General features: G+C 54.4%; 19 protein-coding genes. 2 read left to right on the top strand and 17 right to left on the bottom strand.

The window, feature by feature from the left end:
* Window positions 1-11 precede the first annotated feature (11 nt).
* The 5 genes from glk to PP263_RS19215 form a co-directional block, all read right to left on the bottom strand.
* Window positions 12-974 (bottom strand): glucokinase, encoded by a 963-nt coding sequence (glk, locus tag PP263_RS19235; protein ID WP_308365579.1) that lies wholly within the window; start codon window positions 972-974, stop codon window positions 12-14.
* 169 nt (window positions 975-1,143) lie between these two features.
* On the bottom strand, window positions 1,144-1,872 hold the full coding sequence (locus PP263_RS19230) for an SDR family oxidoreductase (protein ID WP_308365578.1): 729 nt from the start codon (window positions 1,870-1,872) through the stop codon (window positions 1,144-1,146).
* Window positions 1,869-2,261, bottom strand: coding sequence for a MerR family transcriptional regulator (locus PP263_RS19225; RefSeq protein ID WP_308365576.1), 393 nt, complete (start codon window positions 2,259-2,261; stop codon window positions 1,869-1,871). The genes PP263_RS19230 and PP263_RS19225 overlap by 4 nt, the downstream gene beginning before the upstream one ends.
* Before the next feature lie 141 nt (window positions 2,262-2,402).
* Complete coding sequence (locus tag PP263_RS19220) at window positions 2,403-3,980, bottom strand: sodium/sugar symporter (protein ID WP_308365575.1); 1,578 nt, start codon at window positions 3,978-3,980, stop codon at window positions 2,403-2,405.
* Window positions 3,981-4,141: 161 nt separating this feature from the next.
* Window positions 4,142-7,000, bottom strand: coding sequence for a glycosyl hydrolase (locus PP263_RS19215; RefSeq protein ID WP_308365574.1), 2,859 nt, complete (start codon window positions 6,998-7,000; stop codon window positions 4,142-4,144).
* 199 nt (window positions 7,001-7,199) lie between these two features.
* Here PP263_RS19215 and PP263_RS19210 point away from each other — a divergent pair, with 199 nt between their 5' ends.
* Window positions 7,200-8,357 carry a helix-turn-helix domain-containing protein gene (locus PP263_RS19210; protein ID WP_308365573.1) on the top strand — a complete coding sequence of 386 codons (1,158 nt, stop codon included), beginning with the start codon at window positions 7,200-7,202 and terminating at the stop codon, window positions 8,355-8,357.
* A gap of 81 nt (window positions 8,358-8,438) precedes the next feature.
* Here PP263_RS19210 and PP263_RS19205 read toward each other — a convergent pair whose 3' ends face one another.
* From PP263_RS19205 to PP263_RS19155, 11 genes are all read right to left on the bottom strand, one after another.
* A complete protein-coding gene (locus PP263_RS19205; RefSeq protein ID WP_308365570.1) occupies window positions 8,439-8,813 on the bottom strand; it encodes a hypothetical protein in 375 nt (124 codons plus the stop codon).
* A 472-nt stretch (window positions 8,814-9,285) separates the two neighbouring features.
* Window positions 9,286-10,014, bottom strand: coding sequence for a hypothetical protein (locus PP263_RS19200; protein ID WP_308365568.1), 729 nt, complete (start codon window positions 10,012-10,014; stop codon window positions 9,286-9,288).
* Between the two features lie 686 nt (window positions 10,015-10,700).
* Window positions 10,701-11,399, bottom strand: coding sequence for a helix-turn-helix transcriptional regulator (locus tag PP263_RS19195; RefSeq protein WP_308365566.1), 699 nt, complete (start codon window positions 11,397-11,399; stop codon window positions 10,701-10,703).
* A 412-nt stretch (window positions 11,400-11,811) separates the two neighbouring features.
* Window positions 11,812-12,525: a rhomboid family intramembrane serine protease gene (locus PP263_RS19190; protein WP_308365565.1), complete on the bottom strand. Its 714-nt coding sequence runs from the start codon at window positions 12,523-12,525 to the stop codon at window positions 11,812-11,814.
* An 86-nt stretch (window positions 12,526-12,611) separates the two neighbouring features.
* The gene (locus PP263_RS19185; RefSeq protein ID WP_308368580.1) at window positions 12,612-14,015 is read right to left on the bottom strand and encodes an IS4 family transposase; all 1,404 of its coding nucleotides are present in this window, start codon (window positions 14,013-14,015) and stop codon (window positions 12,612-12,614) included.
* Between the two features lie 259 nt (window positions 14,016-14,274).
* The gene (locus PP263_RS19180; protein ID WP_308365564.1) at window positions 14,275-14,436 is read right to left on the bottom strand and encodes a hypothetical protein; all 162 of its coding nucleotides are present in this window, start codon (window positions 14,434-14,436) and stop codon (window positions 14,275-14,277) included.
* Window positions 14,433-14,966, bottom strand: coding sequence for a hypothetical protein (locus PP263_RS19175; protein WP_308365562.1), 534 nt, complete (start codon window positions 14,964-14,966; stop codon window positions 14,433-14,435). The genes PP263_RS19180 and PP263_RS19175 overlap by 4 nt, the downstream gene beginning before the upstream one ends.
* Before the next feature lie 153 nt (window positions 14,967-15,119).
* On the bottom strand, window positions 15,120-15,863 hold the full coding sequence (locus PP263_RS19170) for a hypothetical protein (protein WP_308365560.1): 744 nt from the start codon (window positions 15,861-15,863) through the stop codon (window positions 15,120-15,122).
* A 115-nt stretch (window positions 15,864-15,978) separates the two neighbouring features.
* A complete protein-coding gene (locus PP263_RS19165) occupies window positions 15,979-16,413 on the bottom strand; it encodes a hypothetical protein (protein WP_308365559.1) in 435 nt (144 codons plus the stop codon).
* A gap of 105 nt (window positions 16,414-16,518) precedes the next feature.
* Window positions 16,519-17,172: a hypothetical protein gene (locus PP263_RS19160; protein WP_308365558.1), complete on the bottom strand. Its 654-nt coding sequence runs from the start codon at window positions 17,170-17,172 to the stop codon at window positions 16,519-16,521.
* Window positions 17,173-17,503: 331 nt separating this feature from the next.
* Window positions 17,504-17,809, bottom strand: coding sequence for a hypothetical protein (locus tag PP263_RS19155; RefSeq protein ID WP_308365557.1), 306 nt, complete (start codon window positions 17,807-17,809; stop codon window positions 17,504-17,506).
* Between the two features lie 148 nt (window positions 17,810-17,957).
* Here PP263_RS19155 and PP263_RS19150 point away from each other — a divergent pair, with 148 nt between their 5' ends.
* Entirely contained in the window at window positions 17,958-18,194 is a 237-nt protein-coding gene (locus tag PP263_RS19150; protein ID WP_308365556.1) for a helix-turn-helix transcriptional regulator, read from the top strand.
* Between the two features lie 305 nt (window positions 18,195-18,499).
* Here PP263_RS19150 and PP263_RS19145 read toward each other — a convergent pair whose 3' ends face one another.
* Complete coding sequence (locus PP263_RS19145; RefSeq protein WP_308365555.1) at window positions 18,500-18,865, bottom strand: hypothetical protein; 366 nt, start codon at window positions 18,863-18,865, stop codon at window positions 18,500-18,502.
* Window positions 18,866-18,919: the final 54 nt, after the last annotated feature.

The raw sequence follows: 18,919 nt of genomic DNA, 5'->3' as shown, positions 1-18,919 counted from the left end.
CCTTATCCCTGTCAGTCTTCCAGATGCGCCGCAGCGCCAATCAGGGCCTGGTAACCGGCCTTGAGGGCATAGAGGGGTACCGTTTCCATCCAGCTCTCCACCCGCCCCTTATTGAGGAAGCGCTGCTCGAACTGGCTCTCCGGCAGCAGCTCGGCAATACGGGGCAATATACCACCGCCGATGAAAACACCGCCACGCGCCCCCAGGTACAGGGCCACGTCGCCCGCGGTGCTACCCAGAAAGTTGAGGAAATCGAGCAGGGTCTCCCGGCACAGGGGGTCGGACCCGTCCAGGCCGCGGTTGCTGATATCCGGGGGAGCGTAGTCCTCCGCGCTGCGGCCATTCAGCTCGCAAACCGCGCGATACAGGTTGACCAGGCCGTTGCCGGATAGCACCCACTCGTTGAACACCGGCTGGCGGGTCTTGAGCAGGACTTGCAGCAACTGCAGTTCCCGCTCCGTGGCCGCGGCCAGGTTGGCGTGGCCGCCCTCGCCGGCCAGCACCTGGTAGTGGCCGTTCTCCACCGCCAGCCCGGCGACGCCCAGGCCGGTGCCGGGGCCGAGTACCGCCATGGCCGTATTCGGCAGCCGCGGCACGTCGCGCAGCACCTGATAGTCATCACCGCCCAGCAGCGGCAGCGAACGCGCCAGCGCCGCGAAGTCGTTGATCAGTTCCAGGTGATCGAGATTGAATTCGTCGCGCAGCGCCTCGGCACAGATGTTCCAGCCCAGGTTGGTCATATTCACCCGGCCGCCGGCTTCGGTCTTGTCCACCGGGCCGGCCACGGCAATGCAGGCCCGCTGCGGGCGCGGCTGGTCCAGCCCTTCCATCCAGTGGTGCAGCGCGGCGTCGAAAGCGTCGAATTGCTTGCAGTCCACTACCTTCAGCGACTCCAGCTGATAGCCCTCCGCCGTTTGCCGGGCTACGGCAAAACGGGCGTTGGTACCGCCGATATCCGCTACGATACTCGTCATCTTTATTCCTTATTTATAATAAGCACCCCAAAAAGTGGCGGTATAAGTTACGGTTTCGGATAAGAAAAAGCCAGCCCCTGCCGCCCGACGCCTTTCCTCCCCGTTCCCGGGGGATGGACTTTCCCCTTTCGCCGGATACTGACCGGCTCGTAAGGCAAGAAACCGGTGGTTACACCAGTCTCTGCCCTCCATCGACGTAGGAGACTGTGCCGCTGACGAACGGGTTCGCAGCACTGGCGATAATGGCCATGGCGACATCCTCCGGCTGGCCGATGCGCCTTGCGGGTATCCTCTCGCGCATGCCGGCAAAGGCCTCGGCTTTCCGCTCTTCCGACATGACGTGTTTCCAGATCGGCGTATCCGTCCATCCCGGCGACACCGCGTTTACCCGGATCGGCGCCAGCTCCAGTGCCAGGCCGCGCACCATGGCGTTGATAGCGCCGTTCACGGCCCCCGTCAGGCACCCCCCGGGGATCGGGCGCTCCGCCGCAATGCCCGATACCAGCGTTATACTCCCGCCGGCCCGCAGCCGCGCGGCGGCGCCCTGCGCGAGAAAGAAGGGCGCCAGGATTTTCGACTGGACTACCTGCAAGGCCGCGGCCTCGGTAAATGCCTCCACCGGCATGTAAGCGAGATCGGCGGCGGTGACGATCAGGTGGTCGGCGCGGCCGCCTCCATCCAGAATTCGCTTGCGTCCTTCACCAGTCGTCATATCGGCCGCGATACAACGGACCCGATTGAGACCGGCATCGATTTCCTGCGCTTTCCGAAAGAGCCGCTCTTCGTCGCGGCCGACCATCACCACTTCGCCACCCGATGCGTGGATCAGCGCGGCAGTTGCCAACCCCATGCCGGAGCTGGCGCCGACGACGATCGCGGTTTGTCCGGACAGGTTCATTCGCTATCCTCCGCTGCGTTTATTTCCGCCAACATTTTCCTGTGGCGATCTATCTTCTTGTCGATGGTCGCTATTGCGGCCAGGCGACTCTCAATCTCGCACTGCAACTCGTCCCGGTATTGAACGAAATAGGCAATGCGCGCTTCGATACCCCGGTTACCCTGCCTGCGCAGCCGGTCCAGTTCCTTCACCCGCCGTATCGGCATACCGGTACTGCGCAACAGCTTCAGCGTTTCTATCCAGGCTACGTCGTCACTGGTGTAAACGCGGTGCCCATTGGCGGACCGGCCGATGCCGGTAATAAGGCCGATGCGTTCGTAGTAGCGCAGCGCGTGGGCGCTGATGCCCGTTCGTTCCTGCACTTCCCGGATAGTCAGTATCCCGCTCATTGATCCCACCCCGAATCCGTGTAAGCCGAAGCATAGGGCTTTGAGCGCGCTCAAAGTCAAGGACTGAAACCCCATAAAAAAGGCCGGCGCGGAGCCGGCAGGAGATGGGAGAAAAGGAGAGAAGAAAGTCGGAACGGACGGCTACCACCAGGTCGCATAGAGCGCGACCAGCACCAGAGTGACGCCCAGCGCCGCCAGGTTGAAACCCTGGGTCGTGGAGAAATTGATCTCGCCCAGGGCCACCGCCCCGTCTGCCGTCACCGTAACCGCGCGGCCACGCCCCTCCCACAGGGAGACGCCGACGGCCAGCAGGCCACAGACCAGGAATACCAGACCCACCCGGTCGATAAACGGCAGTTCGGGCCACCACAGGTAGCAGGCCAGCGATAGCACCGCCGAGGCGATAGCCGCGGTCAGCGCGCCGTTGGCGGTGGCCCTGGGCCAGAAGACCCCGAGCACGAACAGCACCACGATGCCGGGGGTGAAGAAGCCGGTGAATTCCTGGATGTACTGGAAAGCCTGCTCGAACTGGCCCAGCAGCGGCTGGGCGCAGAGCATCGCCAGTACCAGGGAGAGGGCGCTGGCCAGCCGGCCCACGCGCACATAGTGCTGCTCACTCTGCTGCGGCCGGTAGCGGGAATAGAGATCCATGGTAAAGATAGTGGCGATGCTGTTGGTCATGGAGGCCAGGGAGGACACGATGGCCGCCACCAGCGCCGCGAACACCAGGCCCTTGAAGCCCACCGGCATCAGGTTCATCAGCGCCGGGTAGGCCTGGTCCGGGCGCTCCAGGTCCGGCAGCAACACCGCCGCGGCGATGCCCGGCAGCACGACAATAATGGGCATCAGCAGCTTCAGGTACGCGGCGAAGGCGATGCCCTTCTGGCCCTCGGCCACGCTCTTGGCTGCCAGCGCCCGCTGCACGATGTACTGGTTGAAGCCCCAGTAGGAGAAATTCATTACCCAGAGACCCCCGACCAATACCGAGAGCCCTGGCAGGCTGGCGTAGTGGGGGTTGTCTTTGGAGAGGATCATGTCGAACTTTTCCGGCGCCTGCTGCACCAGGGTGGCAAAGCCGGCGAGCGGGCCCGAGCCGTCTCCGATCAGGTCCAGGGCCAGGTAGGACAGCATCAAACCGCCGAATACCAGCAGCACCACCTGGATGATATCCGTCAGCGCGACCGCCTTGAGACCGCCGTAGAGGGAATAGGCCGCGGAGAAGAGCCCCAGGAACAGCAGCCCGAACAGCAGCTCCACCCCGGCGATGGCATTGATCGCCAAGGCCCCCAGCCACAGCACCGCAGTCAGGTTCACGAAGGTATAAACACCCAGCCAGAAGATGGCTAGAACCACCTTCACCCGGTGGTCGTAACGCTGCTCCAGGAACTGGGGCATGGTGTAGATCTGCTTGCGCACGAACACCGGGAGGAAGTACTTACCCACCAGGATAAGCGTGATCGCCGCCATCCACTCGTAGGAGGCGATGGCCAGGCCGATGGCGTAGCCGGAACCGGACATGCCGATGATCTGTTCCGCGGAGATATTGGCGGCGATCAGCGAAGCGCCCACGGCCCACCAGGGCAGACCCTTGCCGGCGAGGAAGTAGTCCTGGGTATTTTTCTGGTGACCGGATTTCTCGCGGGAGACCAGGTAGCCAATGGTGACCAGGGTGGCCACATAGGCGATGAAAATCAGTAGGTCGACGGTTGCCAGTTGCATTGCTTTCACCAGGTTTATTGTTTTACTCGGGCCCGTTGATGGGTACGCTGTGCTTTGCCCATCCTACTCTCTATCGTCGTCACTCCGGCGCAGGCCGGAGCCCAGGGGAAATGCCACTGGATTCCGGCCTGCGCCGGAATGACGATTGTTTGAATATCTATTTATATTTTCACAATGCGGAACCAGTTGATATTCCAGCCGCCCTGCGCCGCAAAAATGCCCAATTGGTAGCTTCCCGCCGGCAACTGGACGGTGTGTTGAACCGTGGTCCAGCTCTGCCAGGCGCCGGTCACCGGAATATCCACTTCTCCCAGCACGGTCTGCCCGGCATTCATATCCAGGGACAGGCGGCCGCCGCTGGCTTCACTGGCCACACGGTATTCCACCCGATAGTCGCCCGCCTCCGGAATCTCCACATTCGCGTAGGCCATCCAATCGCCAGCGTCTATCCAACCCACATTCAGACCACCGCCGTCATCGGAAGTTGCCTCGGTCTGAACCCCGGCCATCGCGGTGTAGTCCTCGGCCTGGATGGTCAGATCGAACGCCGGCGGCGGTTGCTGGCCTCCGCCGTTTACCGACATCTGCCCGGCGGGCACGCTGAAGCTGGCACCGTCGGAAAAAGTCACGGTGCGCGCGCTGCTGCCGAAGTTGTAGGCCAGATAGGTTTTCTGGCCGTTGTAGTCGAAGGCCAGCGCCGCCGGGTAGTCCGCACTCAAGCTACCATCGCCGCTGGCCAGGTGCCCCAGTTGCTTGTAGGTGTGTACCCAGTGATAGGTGTGCGCCTTGGTCTCGCCCGCCTCCGGCGTGTAGTTGAAATTCATCGTATTGAAATCATCGACCGCCGCCTGGCCGTCGGTCATGGCCCAGATGTTCCACCACACATCGCGCCATTGGTCCTCCGGCAGGCCCGAGGGCTTGCCATTGGCGGACTCCGTCATGCCCAGGGTCACATAGTCCCGCAGGTAATCCGGATGCTGGCCGATGTGCAGCACCAGCGGCGACAGCGGCAACCCCTGGATACCGAGAATATGCGCGTAGGCGCCGCTGAACCAGGTGGAGAACACATGCCCCTGGCCCCAGATGATGGAGGTGGTGAGCTTGTCGTAATCCGGGAAGAAGTTGTCGTAGTCACCGCCCAGGCCGCGGTAGCGGTCCAGGTTGTTCCAGTACTCCCAGTAGGCGGCGGAGGAGGAGGCGTGCAGGTAGATGCCGCGGTCCACCAACTCGTCGTTACCGGTAATCAGCCCGTACAGGACGATCGCGCCGTAGGCATTGGCCGCCTCGGAGGTGGACTCGTTGTTGTTGCCAAGAGTGAAATTGGCGTGGCCGGAGGCCCAGGAAAAGCCGTTCGCCGGATCGAAATTGCGCAGGTAGGGGAACATGGCATCACCACGCCCGGCGGCGTAGTCGCGAATGAGGAGTTCCACCATCGATCCCCAGGCACCCGGTGCGCACCAGCCCGGATCCACGCGGCAGATTTCCGCCGCCGCGCGCACGAAGTAGCCGTAGTGGAAGTGGTGATCATTCAACTGCTGGTGCGCGCCGAAGGACTCATCCATGCCCAGCAGCGTGTTCCAGTTGCCGTCGTAGGCAAAGTACTTGTTGATATCCAGCCCGCCGCTGGTGTTCGCGCGGAACCAGTCCTCCAATTCGGCTTTGAGCCAGTTGATCAACTGGTCCGCCTGCGCAGTCATGCCGTTGCTGCGCGCGATGGCCGCCAGCTCCGCCACCTTGCCGTAATTCTTGCCGGCCCAGTAGGTGTCCGTGGCCGTATTCCAGTTTGCCTGCCCCCGGTTGATAAACTCCATTACCAGTGCCTGCAGCTGGTTCGTGTCGTAATCGCCGATATCTTCGGGGAAATAGGGCAGCACGCCCACAAACGGCAACTGATAGCTGAACTGGCTGGTTGCGGCAAAACGCAGCATGCCGCGCGCACTGCGCGCCTTGTAGGCCGAAAGCGGCTGGCTGGAATTCTTCCAGTGCAGCGGCGCCAACCCGGCCAGGGTGGTGACCGGCACGCCCCGGTAGCGGTACTGATGGGAAACGGTTACCGAGTTGTTGCCGCGATTGACCGCGTAATCAATGAACAGCTCATCCACCGGCTGGGCGCCGTACTGGGCGAAAGTCTGGATCATGCCACTGTCCGGCGTGCCGCTGGCAGGCAGCCAGGCGATGGTCAGGCGGCCGCTATTGGCCACGGTGATCTCGGAGCTGCCGGGATTGTTGAACTGTACACCGCCCTCGCCGATGGCCAGGAAGTGGTTGCGCACCCCCGCCACATCGGTCCACAGGCCCAGCGTGTTTCCGCCCTGGTGGAACAAACCTTTCTCCGGCCCGTCCGCCGCCTTGGTGCGCAGCACCAGGTTGCCGGCCAGCACGGTGAAGTACACAAAGGGCGAGCCGTGCACAAAGGTGGCCTCCATCACCGGCGTGGCGCCGCTGCGCCACTGCACGGTCACCGAGCCGTCACTGTAGTCCTTGAGAAAAGCCTGCATATTGCCGTAAGCGGAGTTGCCCACGGCGATACCGTCGAACACCTCGCTGAAGGGGTCCGGCACCGGGTAGATGGTCTGGTTATCCTGGGTCTGCAGGCCCGCGGGGATGGACAGAATGCGCGCCCCGCGCTCACTGATGCGCGCGCTGATCGGGTCCGGGGTGATATAGGCCGCATCCTGGGAATTGCCGGTCTGCATGGCACCGAGGAAGGGAATGGAACCCCACCAGCGGTGGGTCATAGTGGGCTTGTTACTGGCCGGCGCCACCAGCTGTGGGTAGCGGGGCGTAGGCGCGCCTATGGGATCGCAGGAACTGACGCTCGGTTCCACCACTCCCGCGTTGTGAATCCAGGTGCCGTGATCCACCACGCACTTGTAACCCGCCGGGTTGACGGTATCGCTGATATTGCCGGCACCGGCCGGAATAATATCCGCCTGTGTTGGGGAGGCCGAGGCCAGGGCTGCGCCCAGCAGCAGCCGGGAAAGCATCTTGAGGGAACGCATCTTGGGGTATTGAGTCATCGCTTTATCCGCCGTGTCATCGTTATTTTTTGTTTGCGACTTCAAGCTTCCGCAGCTGCACATCTTCGGGGACGCCGCCAACCCCGTCGCCCCACATTGGCCCCGGGCGCAAACTGGAGTGTCCCGGTTTGCGCGGCGCAAAGCGGGACCTGGGGCTGGTATACTCCCGCGCATAATTCCAATAACGAGGCGGTCGGTGATGAAAGCCTATATCTTCAATATCCACGACGTGGTGCTGCTGATGACGGCGGCCGAATGCCTGCTGCTGGCGGTATTCCAACTGGTACTGCCGGCCCGCGAGCGCAACCAGGGCCTGCTGCTCACCGCCTTCCTGCTGATCGTAGCCACCGCCTCCGCCTGCACCCTGCTGCTGTGGAACGACCAGATCCCGGCCCTCCCGCTAACCGGCCAACTGCTGCCCTACTTCCTGTTCGCCGCTCTCATGCTCAAGGGCCCGGCCATCTACCTGTACGTGACCGCCCTCACCCAGCGCGGCCTGCGCCTGCGACGGCGGCACGCCCTGCACCTGATTCCCGCGCTGGCATTGCTGACATACATCTTCTTCTTCGACCTCACCAGTGACAAGCTGCGTTACATCACCACTCCCGACCAAGTGGTCCCCGAAAAGCTGGTGGGCTTCATCTGGGACCTGGCCACCCTGATCCCCCTCGCCTACGCGGCGGCCGCGGTATTGCTGGTGCGCCGCTACAAGTCGGAGCTCAAGGACGAATACTCCCACTTCTCCACCACCGAACTCAGCTGGCTGAACATACTCACCCTGGGCGTACTGGCGAGCTGGGGCTGGACCCTGATCGTGCACGTGGCCGCCAAATACACCTCGGTGGAGACCGCCGACCACCTGGGCATCGCCGACAACTACGTCACCTTCATCCTGATCAACGCCTTCTTCGCCTACAGCCTGGCCTACGCCCACCAACTCCTGGCCACCCGCCCGCAGCAGAGCCGCGAACCCGAAAACAGCGAAGCCCCCTCGAGCGCGGCCATAGCCCTGGTCCAGCGGGCCGTGGAAGTGGACAAGCTGTACCTGAAGAAAAATCTCAATTTGGAGCAATTCTCAGAACGCGTCGGCCTGCCCGCCAAGGAAGTCTCCGCGGTGATCAACAAACACTTCGGCACCAACTTCTTCGAATTTATCAACTCCTACCGGGTGGAAGAAGCCAAGGCCCTGCTGGCGGACGAGAGCAAGGCAGAGATGACGGTACTGGACGTACTGCTGGAATCCGGCTTCAACAGTAAATCGGCATTCCATCGCTTCTTCAGCCGGCTGGTGGGGATATCGCCCAGCGAGTACCGCAAGCGAGCGTTGGAAGGGAAAGCGGAAGCAACCTCCTTATAGTCCCCCGGGACCGCGGAGCTCCAGCTCCGCACGGCGGCCTATGACCACCCTGCCCATCCGAAAACGGAGTTCACAAACTTGTTAAACGCCAAACCACTCCTTTGCCTCTTTAACTGAAGGTAGTATTCTGAACTCCCATGGCGTATTAAGAGCCCTGTTTCTTTCTATATATTCGCTAATCTTTTCGATATTTATCGAACTAGTAGTTACCATAGCAACTTTTAGGGTTTGATTTGTTTTTGTCGCCCCTAAATCAGTGGCAATTACCAGAAACAGATTTGGAACAGATACAGCACTTAAATCACATTCACTAGCATTTAAAATCAAATAATCACAACTATAAAAACGATCATCACCATTTAATTCAAAATGGGCCTCTTGAATATCTTTGTTTGTCACGTTACCAAAGTAATCGACACATACTAATTTCTTTTCCCAGGTTATTTTGTATTTCATAGCTGATTTCCATGCCATTCCATAGTGCTTCTTGCCAGCGTAGGCTGTCCGAGGAGACGCGCAGTGTCAGAGCGTACTGCCTGACCGGGTTGTGGACGGCGCCGCGCTGGACTTGCTAATGGCACTTTGCCCGTAGCGCAGCAGTCAAACTCTAAACTCCAGGATACCCACCCTAGAGACTCTAGGACACCAATGAACAAACTCCAGGACATCCACACCAAAAAGAGCTTTTCGCGCCACCACTATTGCATCGTATCGTCATTTGCGCAGAAAAATGGTTATACATCCAGCTATATGAGCCAGAAGAAAATAACTGCGCCACGCAAAGCTCTTATCTGCCCAGACACCACACTCTACTACCATTGTGTCTCCCTCCTGTAGCCCCCGGGACCGCGGAGCTCCAGCTCCGCATTGCGGCCTACACAACCGTCTCCGTTCGCAACTCTCGTGCGGTAATTTAAAAGATTGGAATTCAGGGATGCGGTGCTGGGGCGTTATAGGGGTCACTTGCATAGTCGATACCATCAGTCGGACTGACTCTGCCAGCTTCCAATTCTGGCGTCGACAGCAGAGCCGCAACGCAGTCACTGGACGCGCCTATGTATGTTGTATTGAGGTCGATCTCTGTCGCCACACACCATGAGCGATCTTGCGGCCACCACAGATTGGGAGTTTGCCACCACATAGGGTCAATTGATTCGCCTGCAGCGGTAGCTGGGCCGAATAACAGATGGTAGCGACGTTGTGGCACGGCAAAAATGGGGGCTTGTTGTACCCAGCGGGGCAATCCGCCGAATCCCTCCCAGAAGCCAAACCAGCATTCCGTTGCTGTACTCGTGTGTTGAGACAATACGTTCACCAAGTCGGCGGCCAGGTCCGGCGGTAACGTGCCCACTTCCGGTGGTTCGTCGAAAACTCCGGGCTGATCGCGATAGTTTTGCTTATAGTTGCCAGTCAGGGAACACAACTGCATTTGCGGGCTGGCTTGCTGGCCGTTCGCTGCGACGATCTGTGCCCATCGCACAACCTGCTTCTTGTTCCCACGGCCAATGTACGCAGGGTGGAAGACCCGCACATAAGCAGGAAAACCGGCGGGAACAATCGACGTTACAGCGTGTTCCTCAAACCGTCCCAATCCGGTTGCGATCCAGCCAGCCTCTTCAGTATCCGATGGAACATCGTAGCTACAATGGTGTTTCATTTTACTTACAGATCAACAAGTTATACGTATTTTCAGGCTCGGAATGAACCGCGAAACTTTAATCAGTAGAAGGAATTTACTAGATTTTCTTCGGAATACATACTTACAAACTCCAGGATAGGCACCCACCATGAAAGTTTTTCGCGCCACTGCTATTGCACCGTATCGTTATTTGCGCGCAAAATACTGGTTATACATCCAATCCTATGAACCAGCAGAAATAACTGCGCCACGCAAAGCTCTTATCTGCCCAGACATCACACTCTACTACCACTGCGTCTCCCGCCTGTAGCCCCCGGGACCGCGGAGCTCCAGCTCCGCATTACGGCCTACACAACCGTCTCCGTTCGCAACTCTCGTGCGGTAATTTAAAAGATTGGAATTCAGGGACGTGGTGCTGGGGCGTTATAGGGGTCGCTTGCATAGCCGACACCCTCAGTCGAACTGACTCTGCCAGCTACCAGTTCTGGCGTCGACAGCAAAGCCGCAACGCAGTCACTGGACGCGCCTATGTATGTTGTATTGAGGTCGATCTCTGTCGCCACACACCATGAGCGATCTTGCGGCCACCACAGATTGGGAGTTTGCCACCCCATAGGGTCAATTGCGTGCAATGCAGCGACGCGTTATACGCGTGTCATTGCGATCCTCCCAAAGCTTCCTTTCGACCAAATTTCTACACCACTTCATTCAAACCGAGATAGCTTTTTCTCTAGAGCGATTCCGGTGAGCCCAAGAAAGGTCAAAAGAACACCGAAGGCTGCGACAGCCTTGTTTTGCCACGGATCGGTGCTGCGCGAGGTCTTGCGGTAGTACGTGCGCGAACCACCTTCGACTGGTATGTTGAAGACGTCACCTCGAAACCGGCGCGTAGTGAGAAAATCCTCGTCGATCCTCTCCTCAAGAGAAGCCCGTCTCTCACAAGCTGAGCCGGTACACGATAGCTCGAGGATCGAAAACAGTTCCTTGGGCTCCCCTTCCGCTACAATTCCGTGAGACATATATTGGTAGACGATAGCGGGTACGAAAAGCTTCGTGGCTCCACTGTAAATGAGCGCCGCTCCGATAGCGAGTAACAAGGCGGAGCCCAGCAACCACCGCCGGCGGTTACCGATGATGAGTTGCTTCTGCTGATCAAAGTGATGGGCCACCTCTGGAATTTGGCGAAGCTGAAGCCGAGACCGGTGATTCAAGTCCTCGACGAAATCGCCCACACCGAGCCGAAAGACCTCCAGGATTCGGCTGAACACATCACTTGAAGGCAGGCATTTTCCATTCTCGAGCTTCGACAGGTACGACTGCTCAATCCCGACCGCCTCGGCCAACTGTGGCTGTGTGAGATTTTGGTCTTGTCGTAGTTGCTTGAGCTTTTCCCCAAAGTTCATTGCTTGCTCCTATGGCTGAATTTAACCATAGTCTTTCGTATTCATTCCGGAATAGAAAGATGAATATACTCGAATATCCATGAATCCGTCCTCCGAGGGCGAATCCAAAAATGGGCCGAAAGCGGACCTCCCCTGGCCGCGATGGCATGCCGCCTGCGCTGCCTAACATTTATATAGTGGCCCCCAGCCACTTTGCCCCAGGCCGATATCTCTGGTGAAATTTCGCACAGAATGCCCGCACCCCCTGTCACGTCAAGGTTACAGGGGATTCATGTGTGACTTCCGCTTTTGGTCAAAGTGATCGCCGGCCTCCTATACAGGAGAGAGTTGGGGTGACGGGGACAGGCCTCAATGGCACTAACGGTACTCAAATTCGCAACGGATTGGTGAATGATGACTTGTTTCCGCTGAACTAATCCAACTTATGCGAATTGTACGGCCTGACCCCATGCCTCCGCTCGCACGTCGCCTGTAGCGCATTGTTCGGCTGTTCTGGAGGCGATAGCCAACAGATCAGCGCTGCGAGCGCAGCACCGGTGAGCAACCCAGGGCCATGTCCGTCGTTCGTGAAGATCATGACCACTGCGCCCAAAATGCCGAGAACCGCGAAGATGGGATACTGCTTCGGCGCGCTCTTTCGGTACCACAATACGTACACCAGCACTGATCCCATCACACCGAAGACGGCGGTAGAAGAGCCCCCTCCACCTGGATTCCACGCGCTATTCACGAGTTGGCCAACCACGCCCGGCACGAGATACAGGAACCATATCCTTGACCCATATATCCGCTCGGCCATGGGTAGAAATACGACGAGGAATATCATGTTGATAAAAAACTGGAACACTCCATGCACCTGCACGAATATTGGTGTAACAAGCCTCCACCATTCTCCCGCTTCTAGATCATCTACATTCAGGCGAAGAGCTTCGAGAACCTTGGGGTAAGTCACTTGGAGCACAAACATCAGAATCGTCAGTGTGATAATCAGCGTACTGGCCATCAAGGGCCGCGCCTTGAGGTCCCGCCAACGATACTTGTACAGGTACGCACAACAGCAAACCATCGAGGCCGTGATGGTGATCCCATTCGATGCGGCAACCGCGGCATTGAAAGTGAAGCTCATGTTTTTTCCTTTACGGGTGACGGTATGACGGGGTCAGACATGAATGGCACTGACTTAAGCGTAAGTTATTGAGTGTGCGGCACATTTTATGCGGCCAGCCCCATCCGCTGCTTTGGAGGGTGCCCATGTTTTCTCACATACGCCCTCGCTTGTTCTCGCGGCAGCATCAGGAGCGAATAAGGCTTTGGTCGTCGCTTTATCGCTCGTGGCTCAATCCTGCCAGGTCGGTTACCGACGATATTTTTTGCAATCATATGCAACAGCACTAACAACTTCTCATTGTCGCTGATATCAAAAGAGCGCTGACGGCATGCCTGCCACAGCTGTAGACAGTGCTTGAAGCTCAGTTGGCGAGGAAGAATTTCTGATAGGGATGCCGCCTCAGCCATTATTGTTCTGATCAGATTGTGCGCCAGAAAATAGACCCAGATTTCCTTGATGACCATGTCTGGAGTCTTACAGCTTAAAATTTCCATGCCGAGTGTGGTCTTTATGTTGCGAAAATCAAGCTCAATATGCCAGCGGCTTTTGTATAAATCCTTTATTGCTTTCCTTGGTGCATCGCCTTCAGAGAGAAAGGTTGTAACCAAAATTTTTCCGCCGACCTTGATCTCACGCATAGTAACGGAGTCCGGCGCAGCACGATAGGAATCTTCTGTCATCCAATTCGGTTTTTGCTTCGGCTTACAATAAGTGACCAAGTGATCTTTTGGGCCAAGCCTTTTTCCTTTACGAAAGTCAGTCAACTTTTTACGCATCCCATTTTGTTCAAAGATGCAGTCAACTCCCTTCGATACAAGCTCTGCAAGCAGGAAATAGCTGGGATAACAAGCGTCTCCTATGGCAACATCACCTTCCTCAAAGCAACCGATTATCGACCGTAGAAGCGACTGTTCTCCGCTTCCCTTGCCGCGATAAGGACCTATGCCAGCATCCAAAATGGTCCCGCTGCCCAGGCATACAACTCCGACGATACGACAGATCGGAAAACCAAGCCCTGGGGCTTGGGCCTGCTGCTGGGGGAAAACCTTTTGGTTTTCCACTGTGTCCGGCATTGTCGTCGTAGTTCCATCTATCAGTTTCACTGGCCGTCCTCGCCATTTCCAGTGATCAGAGGCCGTAGCGCTTGTCAGCTTACCGGTGAACCGAACCAGTTCGGAAATCATTTCTAGTGGCAACCTCTTGCGGGCTTTACAGTAGGCACTGGTACCGGTGCTGATCGGGGGTAAGTCGCCAGTGAGGCGCGCTATGGCAGCTTGATTGACAATATTCTGGCAGGAGCGATCGGCATGCATCGCTTGCGCCAGGAACATGGAAAGTGTTTCTGTGGGCGGAAAGGTTCGTTCACGATGATCTGGAAGCAGCCCTTCAACAATCTCGAACAGTTCCTTGCTTGTCAGTAAATTGAAGAAATCGTAGGAATTGGTACGCTCTGCGCATTTCTTGATCCGACACCGTTGAATGCTGGCATGTTTCTTATTAGGATGCATGTAGGCTGGTCCTCCGTGATTAGCGTTTTGTTTGGTCGCAATTAGCTTATCACGGAACCAGCCTTTCTTTATACTTTTCAAACACTTACGCTTAAGTCAGTGCCATTCAGGCCTGACCCCATGCCCCGACTATTCTTTATTCAAGCTAACACTGAGCTTAATGGCCGTTTGCTTTGTGTATCGTTTATACAAAAATTCGAGCGTAGCGATTGTATAAAATATGCACAAAGCAGACTGTCCCTTACAGTGACGGGTTAACTTACTCTTCCTCATCGCTCCGATCTATGAGGTTGTCAGGAGAACCGAATGTATCTTTTTTATCCAGCTCCTCCTCAATATCTTTAGGTCGAGGCTTAAACAGCTCTTCAGAAGATTTCTTTAATTCTTCTTCTATTTTCTTTAATTTATCTTGATCATTCATATATTTTTCACCAAATAATGTGGAACACCTTGCCTTGATCTGCAATACTCAAACCCGCCATAGGATGAATAGTATTTCACCAACCTTTCATTGAGCGGGTCCATAATCCTAATTTGAGCAGCACCAATAAGTCTTGCGTATGCTTCATATGTTAAAAGGGATATAGGGAACATGTCATTGGCAAATAGTACGTGCTTATTAAAGCGCTCTATGAAATCAAGCCGAACGGCTGCTCCCTTGTAGGTTGGACGACCTAATGTCAATGAGCAAAGTGTGTTTCCATGCCAAACAGACAAGTCAAAAGCTTTTGGATAGAAAATTTTGTAGCGATTGGCAAAATTCCAATTCCAACTCACTACTCTTTCTTGAGAAAGATCTATAGATCTAAATGCGGCAAGTGCTTTGTGATCTATAGCTTCAAGGCATACTTTTCCAAGCAAGTGCCTCGGTAAACTCCGTGATGCCATTTCGCGCGCTTGACGTCCAAGTTCTTCGTACTTACTGATTGTCTCAATATGTGAAAGCTGCATTTCGACTCCTTTTTGATGCCATTAATTGAGAACGTTCTTGCTGTAGGAACCCCGGCTACCCAAGGCCCCGACACAGCCCCGGATGTGCAGTTTTCCCGAACTCGATTCCTCGGTTGTACTCTCTTCCGCGCGGATCTACTCCACAATCCGTGCCTAAACGCAAAACCCGCCCGTCGTTTTAATGAATTCTAATTTCTCATTATTACCAACGATTCTATACCAAACTTGATGCCAACATCCGCCTGAGTGGTACGAGAACTTGGCAATGTCATCGTCGATTTCAACTGTAGAGACACGATGCGGATGTTCTAGCCAACGCTCCATCCAATCATTTGCTGGAATTACCGGAATATCCTTATGCGCTGCATACGCCCAAATTGCCGTCTCAACATCGGATGTTTTTTCTATATAAAAATATTCAGATGGATTCTCGCTATAGAACGCCTGATTCAAAATCAATGTGCAGATCGCTTCTTTTTGCTTTCGTAGTTTAGCTGGGCACTCAATAGAATAAAAGAACACCTGGTTAGCGTTATATTCATGCGGCGTGAATTTGTAGGTAGTTGTGTAATCCAAATGACTAGTGTCTTTAAAGATAACTTTTTGAGCCGATAGTTTCTGGAAGCTATCAGTTAATGCCTTTTCAGTTAAACGATACCTCCATTCATTATGGTTGTTGAGTGAACTTTTTAGCTCAAGCAACTCGGCTTCACACCAGCTTTTAAATCGTGCCGGCTCCTTTGAACAATATTCTTCCTGCTCACCAATCCATGCCATTTTCAATTCTTCTGCTGCCTTATCTCCAATATACTCATAAGGTACTGTCAAGGTAACTATTTCTTTAGGTTCAGATGTTTTAAATAGAGCGACATTTTTTGCACCTCTCGCCAAGAACATACTATATTCGTTGCCACTTTCGAAGCGGCGACAAGTATCCTCGTTCCAGCAATATTGCGCGGACTCGGAATAATTCTCTTCCAAGTGTGTAACGATATTTGTTTTGCACATATATCTATCTGTATTTTTGACAGATAGCTGCTCTGTCGAAATAAAGCTTGACTTTTAGAACAGTATTCGGACCAGGATCAAAGCCTCGCCACCCTCTGTACACCACTCCATCTTTAATAAAGCACAGATGCCATTCATAGAGAGCTATGTTTGGCGAGCCTTTACGACTGAAACTGAAGTTCCTTTTAGCAGGGTCAGTAGCTGAAATTGTATCCTGAGTGTAGATATGGCCTTTATCGCAAAGAGTATCACCAGCAGCATTAGATATTCTGATTTTTAAACTAATCGTCTCTTCGCTGTCTGTCTCAATCGAATAGGTGTGATCATCTTCGTCAGACGATGAGCCAGTATCATAGTGGATAGGCTGCCTGTCCTGTGAAGCCGGAGCCGCAGCACAAGCGGATAGAAGTATGGACAATATTGTAAGTATATGTTTCACAACACTCACTCTACAGCTAACGCCCCAAATATGGAGCTGTAGTGAAGGCGCGACGTGCCGTAATGGAGGCCCCAGCAGCGATTGCGCTGTGACATAATTTTCTTGTTAGGCTCTTTCACACTGAAACTGTCTTTCATCTTCCTCAGCAGCGATTCTATCTTGTTGAGAGCAAGATGAGTGGCAAGATTGATCTACCATTTGTTCTTTCATGTGTGGATCCGCGATAACTTGGTTATGTGCGTGTTCATGTCCACGTATCCAACTTATAAAGCTATCTAGGTAAGGTGCATTTGCATTGGATCTGTGTCCTCGTTTATGCACTATAGGCAATAACTCACAAGGCAGGGGAATAGCATCTTTACCGAAGTAATAAAAATCCTCAGACATTAGCGAAAATCTTCCACCCAGATCAGTAGGTATATTGCCGTGGTCGTGAACACTTTCTCTAAGAACTGGGTTCCCGCCATTAGAGTAGTCATATATGCAATCACCTACCTTCCTACGGTAATCTTTTGATGACCATAATGGAATTTTCCCTACCAGGTTGGAGCGGCAAAATTTATCGTGATCAGCAAGACTCCTCTTATCAGTTACTTTCATAGCGTAAACAACACTGTCACTCCGCAAGCCTACCAGCCAATCACCTATTTCGGCGACGCGTCGTATTACTGGCTTACAAATCGTTAATGTACACAGATTCCAATAAGGGTTTGGAGCCGATCCTGCATCAAAAGGTATGGTGTAAGAAAATAGTCGCATGGTTAAAGCCTTAGAGAGATAGAGCCTAACATTTATTTATATATAGGCCACTTCCTCCCAAGCCGATATCTTCTAGTGAAATTTCACACAGAATGCCCTCAACCCCCCGACACGTCAAGGTTATAGCGAACTCTAGGAACTCTAGCACCCACCAAAGAAAAAGCTTTTCGCGCCACTGCTATTGCACCGTATCGTCATTTACGCAGAATACTGGTTATACATTCCAGCTGCATGAGCCAGCAGAAAATGAGTGTGCCACGCAAAGCTTAGTCCATTTCCGAATTCAACAAGGAGTTCGCTCCGAGCGATTTCGAAAACGTCGTAGTTGTCGCTAAGGGGTGTCTTCAGGGCAAAGGGCAGCCTTTTTTGAAGTTTGACGATGAGTATATTCCTTTTCATGGATCTGCCTCAACTTTGACTTAAGCGCATCCATCCCCCGTTTTATATCATCCGAAAATCGACCAAGCCCGTGAGCGGTGGCCTTATCGATACAATCACTTTCTACGACCAAGCATGCAACTGCATCGCATAAAAATGCACAGTAATCATTGAACTCGGCGACCTCATCATAAAGATGCAACATATCATGAGATATCAGAGACTCTTCCGTTATAGGCTCTAACTCCGGTTTATACATAGCTCCTCCTTGCCGCGCCTTTTTAAGGAGATAAGTGTTATTTATTGATCTTAATAGTCTATTTTAGACTATTAAAGTCTAATATATCAAGTATCGATTGTCTGAAGATGGTAAAAAGTGGCCTGATCAAATCCCCCGAGGACAGGCTATGGACAAAACGCAGTTCGGCAAGCGAATAAAAATGGCCCGTTTGAGAAAGAATATGCGTCAGATCGATCTTGCGATAGCTCTTCAGGAATACGGTATTGATATGAATCAATCGACGTTGGGAAAAATTGAGCGAGGCGAACGCAATATGTACGTTTACGAGCTATCGGCTTTTGCTGAGACTCTCGATGTTTCAGTTGAATGGGTTGTTAACGGGGGAGAATTGGAAATCTCCTGATTTTCCTTTACCCGCCCGCATAACACGACAGTTCTAGGCATGAGCCACTCTTTCGGGTGGCGTCTCCCAAGTGAGTCGGTCAAGGAAAACCTCCCCCTTCCCGATCTATCGAGTCCGACCCTATCAACGCGTTACCAAGGTGCCCCTGGCGCCTTTTTTCAATCTGAGGACATAGGAGACGTCTTTCGCGTCAGGGTTAAAGCCGTACTTGCGAACCATAAAGCTGGCGTCGCTGTCCTAATACGCCCCCATTTTTAATCCCGTTTTTCCCCTTTCCGTGCCCGAACGAGCAACAGCTACGGGGGTCAGATGCCTGTTTTACGCCACCCGCGCGTCTCCATACACTGGAGGTACATGGTGTCGCGCTGGATTTTAACCTTGTTGAGAGATGCTGTATCTTTCATATACTTCTGCAGCTGGGAGCTTCTATTGGTGCTCGCAATAACTGAGTAGTACCCGCCATCGTGGCCCCTGTAGGGTTCTGAATACACACCGTAAACCGGGCTTTCCCCGAATACGGAGAGGGTTGCATCCACACATTCGCCCTTGTCCTGCGCAAACAGCGCATCCTGCGCGTCTTCAGGCAAATCGTCTCGAGTGAAGTTCATGGTCGGGTTATAGGTTGCACACCCCATGGTGGAGAGGATTATTATCGAAATCGCGATCCGCATTCAGAATTGATCCCTTTCAAAGCTGCAAAAGACTGCAGAGTCTGAACTAACTAC

The sequence above is a fragment of the Microbulbifer sp. TB1203 genome (assembly GCF_030997045.1).
Lineage (GTDB): Bacteria > Pseudomonadota > Gammaproteobacteria > Pseudomonadales > Cellvibrionaceae > Microbulbifer.
This window is presented reverse-complemented; position numbering and strand designations above follow the sequence as displayed.